The 7,550-nt window shown below is 74.5% G+C and carries 8 protein-coding genes, 1 tRNA gene and 1 pseudogene; 4 read left to right on the top strand and 6 right to left on the bottom strand.

Features of this window, described 5'->3' with window-relative positions; translation table 11 throughout:
* Window positions 1-214, bottom strand: a pseudogene (locus ACOJUF_RS09995) (hypothetical protein); the annotation flags it as partial.
* Window positions 215-400: 186 nt separating this feature from the next.
* Window positions 401-1,036, bottom strand: coding sequence for a TetR/AcrR family transcriptional regulator (locus tag ACOJUF_RS09990; RefSeq protein ID WP_420121707.1), 636 nt, complete (start codon window positions 1,034-1,036; stop codon window positions 401-403).
* Window positions 1,037-1,201: 165 nt separating this feature from the next.
* Between ACOJUF_RS09990 and ACOJUF_RS09985 the strand changes: the two genes are divergently transcribed.
* Complete coding sequence (locus ACOJUF_RS09985; RefSeq protein WP_420121706.1) at window positions 1,202-2,026, top strand: sugar phosphate isomerase/epimerase family protein; 825 nt, start codon at window positions 1,202-1,204, stop codon at window positions 2,024-2,026.
* Window positions 2,023-3,147 (top strand): Gfo/Idh/MocA family protein, encoded by a 1,125-nt coding sequence (locus ACOJUF_RS09980; RefSeq protein ID WP_420121705.1) that lies wholly within the window; start codon window positions 2,023-2,025, stop codon window positions 3,145-3,147. The genes ACOJUF_RS09985 and ACOJUF_RS09980 overlap by 4 nt, the downstream gene beginning before the upstream one ends.
* Window positions 3,148-3,264: 117 nt before the next feature.
* Here the strand turns inward: ACOJUF_RS09980 and ACOJUF_RS09975 are convergent.
* A tRNA-Arg gene (locus ACOJUF_RS09975) sits at window positions 3,265-3,337 on the bottom strand.
* A 232-nt stretch (window positions 3,338-3,569) separates the two neighbouring features.
* On the opposite strand from ACOJUF_RS09975, the gene ACOJUF_RS09970 reads away from it, so the two are divergent.
* Window positions 3,570-4,424, top strand: a complete 855-nt coding sequence (locus tag ACOJUF_RS09970) for an SDR family oxidoreductase (protein WP_420121704.1) — start codon at window positions 3,570-3,572, stop codon at window positions 4,422-4,424.
* 18 nt (window positions 4,425-4,442) lie between these two features.
* On the top strand, window positions 4,443-5,099 hold the full coding sequence (locus ACOJUF_RS09965) for an HAD-IA family hydrolase (RefSeq protein WP_420121703.1): 657 nt from the start codon (window positions 4,443-4,445) through the stop codon (window positions 5,097-5,099).
* Window positions 5,100-5,299: 200 nt separating this feature from the next.
* Here ACOJUF_RS09965 and ACOJUF_RS09960 read toward each other — a convergent pair whose 3' ends face one another.
* The 3 genes from ACOJUF_RS09960 to ACOJUF_RS09950 form a co-directional block, all read right to left on the bottom strand.
* A complete protein-coding gene (locus tag ACOJUF_RS09960; RefSeq protein ID WP_420121702.1) occupies window positions 5,300-6,235 on the bottom strand; it encodes an anti-sigma factor domain-containing protein in 936 nt (311 codons plus the stop codon).
* Window positions 6,222-6,746 carry an RNA polymerase sigma factor gene (locus tag ACOJUF_RS09955; RefSeq protein ID WP_420121701.1) on the bottom strand — a complete coding sequence of 175 codons (525 nt, stop codon included), beginning with the start codon at window positions 6,744-6,746 and terminating at the stop codon, window positions 6,222-6,224. The genes ACOJUF_RS09960 and ACOJUF_RS09955 overlap by 14 nt, the downstream gene beginning before the upstream one ends.
* 72 nt (window positions 6,747-6,818) lie before the next feature.
* A complete protein-coding gene (locus tag ACOJUF_RS09950) occupies window positions 6,819-7,358 on the bottom strand; it encodes a class F sortase (protein WP_420121700.1) in 540 nt (179 codons plus the stop codon).
* Between the last annotated feature and the right edge of the window lie 192 nt (window positions 7,359-7,550).

The raw sequence follows: 7,550 nt of genomic DNA, 5'->3' as shown, positions 1-7,550 counted from the left end.
CCGGAGCGACCCCGGTGGCCGGCGCGGGGCCGGCCGGTGGCGGGTGACGGCCGGGTCCGGCGTCAGGGCCCGCGTTCGACCGCCGGGCGCCCGGCGCGGGAGCGGGCCGGGGCAGCCGGCCCGACCAGTCCAGGATCGCGTGGGTGACCTCGTCGGGCCGCTCCGGCTGGACCCAGTGGCCCGCGTCGAGACGCACCCCCTGGACCGCGGGCACGAAGGTGCGCGAGATCGTCGAGCGGGGCGACGGTGTCGCGGTCGCCGTGGATCATCAGCGCCAGCTGTCGGATGATCGGGTCGACGCCGGCGAGCGGGGAACCGTCGCCCGAATGGGCTCTCGGTCCGAGACGGCCGTTCCCCCAGAACGTCCCGGATGCCGGGCCGGCCCGGGTGGCGTGCCGCGTCAGCGCTCCGATCGATCCCCGGTCACGTCGGGCGCCGGCGGACGGAGCAGGGTGGCCAGCGTGCCGAGCGACTCCAACCGCACGCTCGGGTCGAGCAGCCACTGGATCTGCAGGCCGTCGGACGCGGCGACCAGCAGGGCCGCGACCTGGTCGGCGTCCACGTCGGTGCGGATCTCGCCGCGGGCCTGCCCGTCGCGCACCCGCTCGGCGAGGTCGCCGCGGACGCGGGCGAAACGCCCGACGAAATAGGACCGGCCGGTGACGTTGCCCGCCTCGAGCGATGCGGCCACGAGCGTCGAGTACAGCTCGACCAGCCCGGGCACCGCGACGTTGGCGCCGGCCGCCCGGGTCAGGACGTCGACCGGGCCGGCCGGTTCCGGTGCGTCCGGGGCGGCCTCGCGCCTGGCCTCGGCGTGTTCGTAGACCGCGATGAGGAGTTGCTCCCGCGAGTCGAAGTAGTGCAGCAGCGCCGCATGGGAGATCCCGAGGGCCTGCGCGATGCTGCGCAGCGAGGTGGCGTAGGCGCCGCGCTCGGCGAACACCTCGATCGCCCGGTCGAGGATCTCCTGCCGCCGGGCGACGCCCTTGGCGTAGGAGCCACGACGGCCGATGACGGGCGGGTCCGTGTCGTCCATGCCCTCAGCATAGTCGGAAAAACCTCCAGGTGGAGCTTTTTGTGCTACGGTGGTGGCCAGGCGCCGTCCGAACCGGTGCGCTCCGACCCGGCAATCCGACCGCCACCCTCCAGCGACGACCATCCAGCGACGACCCTCCAACGACGACGTGGAAAGAAGGTCCCCGTGACCCTGCCCGAAGCATCGGTCCAGCTCTACACGCTGGCCGAGGCGTTCACCGCCGACATGCACCGCTCCCTCGACCGACTGGCCGCGGCCGGGCTGACGAACGTCGAGGCGTTCGACTTCGTCCGCCGGGCTCCCGAGCTGCGGGCGGCCCTCGACGCGAGCGGGCTGGCGTCCCCGACGGGCCATGCGCCCCTGCTGTCCGACGAGCTGTGGACGCCGGACGGCTCCATCCCGACCCCCGCGCCGGAGGCTGTGTTCGAGGCCGCGGCGACCGTGGGGATGCGGACGGTCATCGACCCGTTCGTCGACCCGCAGCGCTGGCTGACCGAGGCGGGCGTGGCCGACATCGCGGACCGACTCAATGCCGCCGGCGACCTGGCCGCGAGCTACGGCCTGACGGTCGGCTACCACAACCACGCCCAGGAGTTCATCGCCGACTTCGACGGGGTCAGCGCCTACGAGCGGTTCGTAGCCCTCACCGACGACCGGGTCGCGCTCGAGCTCGACCTGTTCTGGGCCCGGACGGGAGGCCAGGACGTCCCCGCCCTGGTCGAGCGGCTCGGTTCACGGCTGCTCGCCGTGCACGTGAAGGACGGCATCGTCCCGACCGCCAACCCGTGGGCACCGGGCGCACCCGCCTTCGGCTCGGACAGCCTCGACCAGCGGCACGCCGGCACCGGCGAGGTTCCACTGGATGCGGCGCTGCGGGCGGCGCCGGCGTTGGCGTACGCCGTCATCGAGTACGACAACGCTCCCGGTGACGTCTTCACCGACATCGCCGCCAGCCTGGCCTTCCTGCGGGACGGCGGGTTCGTCCGATGAGCGCGGTCGGTATCGGCTTCATCGGCGTCGGTGTCATCAGCGACACCTACCTCGAGAACCTTACGTCCTTCCCGGATGTCGAGGTCCTGATCCTCGGCGACCTGGACACCGAACGGGCCCGCGCGCAGGCCGCGAAGTGGGGTGTGCCGGCCGCCGGCACGCCCGACGAGGTGCTCGCGCACCCCGGCGTCGACCTGGTCGTGAACCTGACCGTGCCCGCCGTGCACGTCGCCGTCTCGGCCGCCGCGGTCGCGGCCGGCAAGCACGTGTGGACCGAGAAGCCGATCGGCCTGGACCGCGAGAGCAGCGCCGCGCTGCTGCGGGACGCCGCAGCCGCCGGGGTTCGGATCGGTGCGGCGCCGGACACCGTGCTGGGACCGGGGTTTCAGACGGCCAAGCGCGCCGTCGCCGAGGGGCTGATCGGCCGGCCGCTGTTCGCGCAGACGTCGTTCCAGACCCAGGGCCCGGACCTCTGGCATCCCAACCCGGGGTTCCTGTTCGCGCACGGCGCCGGGCCGCTGCTGGACATGGGGCCGTACTACTTCTCCGCGCTGGTCAGCCTTCTCGGACCGGTCGACCGGGTTGCCGCCATCGGGACCAAGGCCCGTGAGCAGCGCCGGATCCACACCGGCCCGCACGCCGGCACCGAGTTCCCGGTCGAGGTGCCGTCGACCGTCTCGGTGCTCACCGCGTTCGAGGCCGGCCAGCAGGCGCAGACCCTGCTGAGCTTCGACTCGGCCCTCGAACGCCACGGGATCATCGAGATCCACGGCACCGAAGGCAGTCTGGTCCTGCCGGATCCGAACCGGTTCGCCGGCCGGATCGCCTACGTCAAGCCGCTGGGCGTGCTGTCCGACGGCGCGACGATCGAGCAGTCCTGGCACGAGGTCGAGCAGGCGGGTGTGGTCGTCGGCCGCGGTCTCGGCGTGCTCGACATGGTGCGGGCCATTGCCGAGGGCCGGCCGCACATCGCCAGCGGCGAACTCGGACTGCACGTCCTGGACATCATGCTGTCCGCCCAGACGTCCGCGGCCGACGGCCGGTTCGTCACCGTCGAGAGCACGGTCGGGCCCATCCCCACCCTGCCGGCCGACTTCGATCCGCACGCCCGGACGCTCTGACCCGGGGCGTTCTCCGACGACGAGCGCGGCACCCCGGCCCCGGTGCCGCGCTCGTCGAACGTCGGGCACTGCCGGTGCGAGTCGCGCCGGCACCGCCGGCGGGCCAGGCCGCGTGGGTGCCCCCAGTAGGATTCGAACCTACGACACACGGTTTAGGAAACCGATGCTCTATCCCCTGAGCTATGAGGGCGCACCGTGCGTCCCGGCCCGAGCCGGTGGACACGCAGCGGAGCAAGCCTACCGCCCAGGATTCCCTCCCGTGGTGCACCCGACCCCTCGACCGGGCCGGCCGGACGACGCCCACCTCTGCCTGATCACCACCGGGGCGGGGGCCCCGGGGCCGGTTCCGGGGCCGTCCGGACGGGCGGGTGCGCGCATGGAGTACCGTTGCTTGAGCGTTCAAGTAAACGGAAGGATCTGCCATGACCATTGCCGTCACCGGGGCCACCGGCCAGCTCGGCGCCCTCGTCGTCCGTGACCTGGTGCGGGCCGTCGACCCCGCGTCCGTCGTCGCCGTCGTCCGCGACCCGGCGAAGGCCACCGGCCTGGCCGCCCAGGGGGTCCAGGTCCGGCCGGCCACGTACGCCGAGCCGGACGCGTTGGCGACCGCGTTCGCGGGGGTGGACGATCTGCTGTTCGTCTCCTCCAGTGAGGTGGGGCAGCGGGTCGACCAGCACCGGGCCGTGATCGACGCCGCGGTGGCCGCGGGGGTGGGCCGGGTCGTCTACACCTCGGCGCCGCGGGCCACGACCAGCAGCCTGGTGCTCGCCCCGGAGCACAAGTTCACCGAAGAGTACCTGGCCGCCAGCGGCCTGCCGGCGACCATCCTGCGGAACAACTGGTACACCGAGAACTACCTCGGGCAGATCGAGATCGCCCGGAAAACAGGGACTCTCGTGGCCGCGGCCGGGGCGGGTCGGGTCGCGTCGGCCAGCCGCGCGGACTTCGCCGCCGCGGCGGTCGCGGTGCTGACCCAGGACGGCCACGCGGGCCGGGTGTACGAGCTGGGCGGCGATCACGCCTGGGACTACGACGAACTCGCCGCGGCCCTGGCCGAGATCGTGGGCTCGCCCGTCCGGTACCGCGCCGTCGACGGGCCGACGCTGATCGGCATCCTGCAGCAGACCGGAATGGACGAGGGCACCGCCGGTTTCGTCGCGCGGTTGGACGGCGACATCGCCGGCGGCGCGCTGGGAGAGGTGACCGGCGAGCTGTCCGCGCTGATCGGCCGGCCGACCACGCCGCTGCTGGAGGGTCTGCGGGCCGCGGCCGGCTGACCCGTAGCATTCCCGGTCGTGACGACCTGGCACGTGGACGCCGTCCTGTTCGACCTCGACGGCACGTTGATCGATTCCTCCGGCAGCGTGCAGCGCAGCTGGCGCGCGCTCGCCGAGCACATCGGCCGGCCCTGGCCCGAGGTGGAGCCGCACATCCACGGCGTCCCGGTCGGCCAGGTGCTGGCCCGGCTGGAGCCGGACATGCCGGCCGACCGGGTGGCCGCGGTGTCGGAGTTCATGATCGCCACCGAGTCCGGCGACACGGAAGGGGTCGTGCCGCAGCCGGGGGCGATCGCCGCGCTGACGCTCCTCGCGCCGGACCGGGCGGCGATCGTCACCAGCGGGACGGTGCGGCTCGCCTCGGCCCGGATCGCCGCGGCCGGCCTGCCCCGTCCTGAGGTGGTCGTCACCGCCGACGACGTGGTGCTGGGCAAGCCGGATCCGGCGCCCTTCCTGGCCGGCGCCCGGGCGCTGGGCTTCGCGCCGGAGCGCTGCCTGGTGGTGGAGGACGCGCCCGCCGGGGTCACCGCGGCCCGGGCCGCGGGCTGCCCGGTCGTCGGCGTGCTGACGACCCACGACGCCCTGGACGCGCCGTCCGTGCCGTCCCTGGACCGGATCGAATTCCGCCGGGTCGACGGCGGGCTGCAGGTCAGCATCGCCGATCCCACCGGCTGATCCGGCCGGCTCGGGCTGATCCCGCCGGGGATCACGCCGGGCCGGGCGGCAACGGGGAGGGGCCCCGGTCGGGGCCTCCGGTCTGGTGGGTTCGACCCGGCCCCGTCAGGCCCGGCCGGCGGACGCGATGGTCGACGCCACCCACGGCCGGGCGCCCCGATGCCGGCCCCAGGGAACCGTCGCCGACGGCCGGGCGCCACTCAGGCGAACGTGCCCCGGATGAGGCTGATCCCCGAGTGCGCCGGATTGCCGTCCGGCGGTTCGTCGGAGATGTCGACCGTCCGGTACTGGGTCGTGTCGATACCGGCGGGCACCGTGAACGACCCGGACCCGTCCGCGAGGGTGCCCAGGGAGACCATCCGGCCGTCGTCGCCGAACAGCCAAACCTCGTAGGCGGTCGTCGCCGCCGCGGGCAGGGAGGCGGCGTCGACCCGCACCTGCTGGCCGGTCCGCACGGTCACCAGTTCGGCGGTGCCGAGCTGGCCGTCCGAGGTCGGCAACGGGCCGCCCTGCACCGGGGTGAGCGGCGCGGTGGCGTCGACGACGACCGACGACTCCCGGTTCTGCACGACGACGACCGCGGCGGCGCCCAGGGCGATGCCCACGACCGCCGCGGCGATCGGGGCCACCCAGCGGTTGCGGCGGCGGGCCAGCGGGGTCGGCGGCGCGGGCTCGACCGGCCCCGGCGCCGCGGATGGGATCGGCCCCGACGTCGGAGCGGGCGCGGGGGTCGCGCCCTGGCCAGGCCCCGGCTCGACGGCGTCGGGCACCGCGACCAGCCGTGGACCGGGGCGTTCGGAGCCGATCGGGGCCTCCGGACCCGGCCCGGCGTCCGACCCGGAGGCGGTGTCCGGTGCGCCGGAGCCGGCCAGGTCGGCGAACCCGAGCTCGGCGGCGATGGCCGCCCAGACGTGATCGCCGGGCGGCGGGGCGTCGCGACCGTAGTCGGACAGGCCGGCCAGCTCGATGGTGCCGTGGAACGACTCCACCTGCGCCGCGCACAGCGCGCAGGCGGAGATGTGTGCGTGGACGTCGGCGCCGAGGTTCTCGCCCAGCGCGACCAGGGCGAGATCGTCCGCGTCGGGGTGCGGACCGCCCACGGCGACGACCGAGGTCGGTTCGTCAGGATGTGGCACCGTCCACCTCCCATCGCTTGCGGAGTTGAATCAGGGCGCGCCTGATATGGCTCTTGACCGTGCCGATGGGCAGGCCCGTCGTCGCGGCGATCTGGGAATGACTCAGCTCGCCGTAGAAGGCCAGCAGCACGACCCGCCGTTGCTCGGCGGGCAGCTTGTCCAACTCGTTGCCGACCACGACCCGGTCGACCACCCGATCGGCCGGGGCCGACTCGACGTCGGCCGGGGCCACCTGCTCGGCCGCCGCCACGATCTTCCGGTCGCGGTCGAGGGCGGCGTACCGGTCGGCGATCAGCCGCCGGGTGATGCCGAGCAGCCACGCGCCGATCGAACCCTTCGTCGGGTCGAAACCGGCGCGTCCCTTCCAGGCCCGCACGAAGACCATCTGGACCAAGTCCTCCGCGTCGTGCTGGTTGCCCAGCCGCAGCAGACCCACCCGGAGCACCATGCCGCTGAAGCGGTCGTACGCCTCGCGCAGCGCCGCTTCGTCACCGGCCTGAAATCGGTCCACCCAGCCCTCATCTGCCCCGGGCCAGGGTGCCCCGAGGGGTTGGGTGGGCTGTGACACGCCCCTGAGAGTAGGTCATGACGTCGCCGGGATCGCGGTGACCGCGATGTTGTCGGTGTAGCCGAGCCGGGAGTCGTCGAACGCGCCGCCGCAGGTGAGCAGGACGAGCCTGGACTCCCCGCCCCGATCGAACAGCCGATCGAGCGGCACCTCGGTCTTGTTCCACTGCTCCCGGGCGACCACGGTGAACCCGCGCACGCTGCCGTCCGCGCCGGCGATCTCGACCGTGTCGCCGGGGTTGAGGTCGCCGATCCGGGCCAGCACCCCCACGCCCTGCCGGTAGTCGTCCACGTGCCCGACCAGCACCGACGAACCGCCCGCGCCCGGGACCGGACCGAACCGGTACCAGCCGACGGTGGAGACGTCCTCGGGCACCTCGACCTCGCCGTCCTGCGCCACCCCGACCGGGGTGACCGCCGCGTCGACGCCGAGGGCGGGAATCCGGACCCGGTCCGGCGGTGAGGTGGGGGCCGGCGCGGCGGCTGGGGCCGAGCCCGGCGCACCGGCGGCGGCCGCCTGGTTGCCGGCCGGATCGGGCGAGGCCGGCGGGTCCACCGGGGGAGCGGTGGACGGGTCGGTGGGCTCGCCCGACGCGGCACCGGACGACGGGACGGGCGACGGGACGGATGACGGGACGGATGACGGGCCGCCGGCCGGGGGGGGGGGGGGGGCGCGCGCCCCCCCCCCCCCCCCCCCCACCCCAGACGGGCCCCCCCGGTGCGGCCCCGGCCCCCCCCCCCCCCCCCC

The organism is Nakamurella sp. (assembly GCF_048594475.1).
GTDB lineage: Bacteria > Actinomycetota > Actinomycetes > Mycobacteriales > Nakamurellaceae > Nakamurella.
Note: the sequence above shows the minus strand (reverse complement) of the source record. Positions and strands in the feature narration are given on the sequence as shown.

Coding starts and splice junctions, on each gene's coding strand:
- ACOJUF_RS09970 (WP_420121704.1), top strand. CDS start 3,570: ATGACCATTGCCGTCACCGGGGCCACCGGCCAGCTCGGCGCCCTCGTC.
- ACOJUF_RS09990 (WP_420121707.1), bottom strand. CDS start 1,036: ATGGACGACACGGACCCGCCCGTCATCGGCCGTCGTGGCTCCTACGCC.
- ACOJUF_RS09980 (WP_420121705.1), top strand. CDS start 2,023: ATGAGCGCGGTCGGTATCGGCTTCATCGGCGTCGGTGTCATCAGCGAC.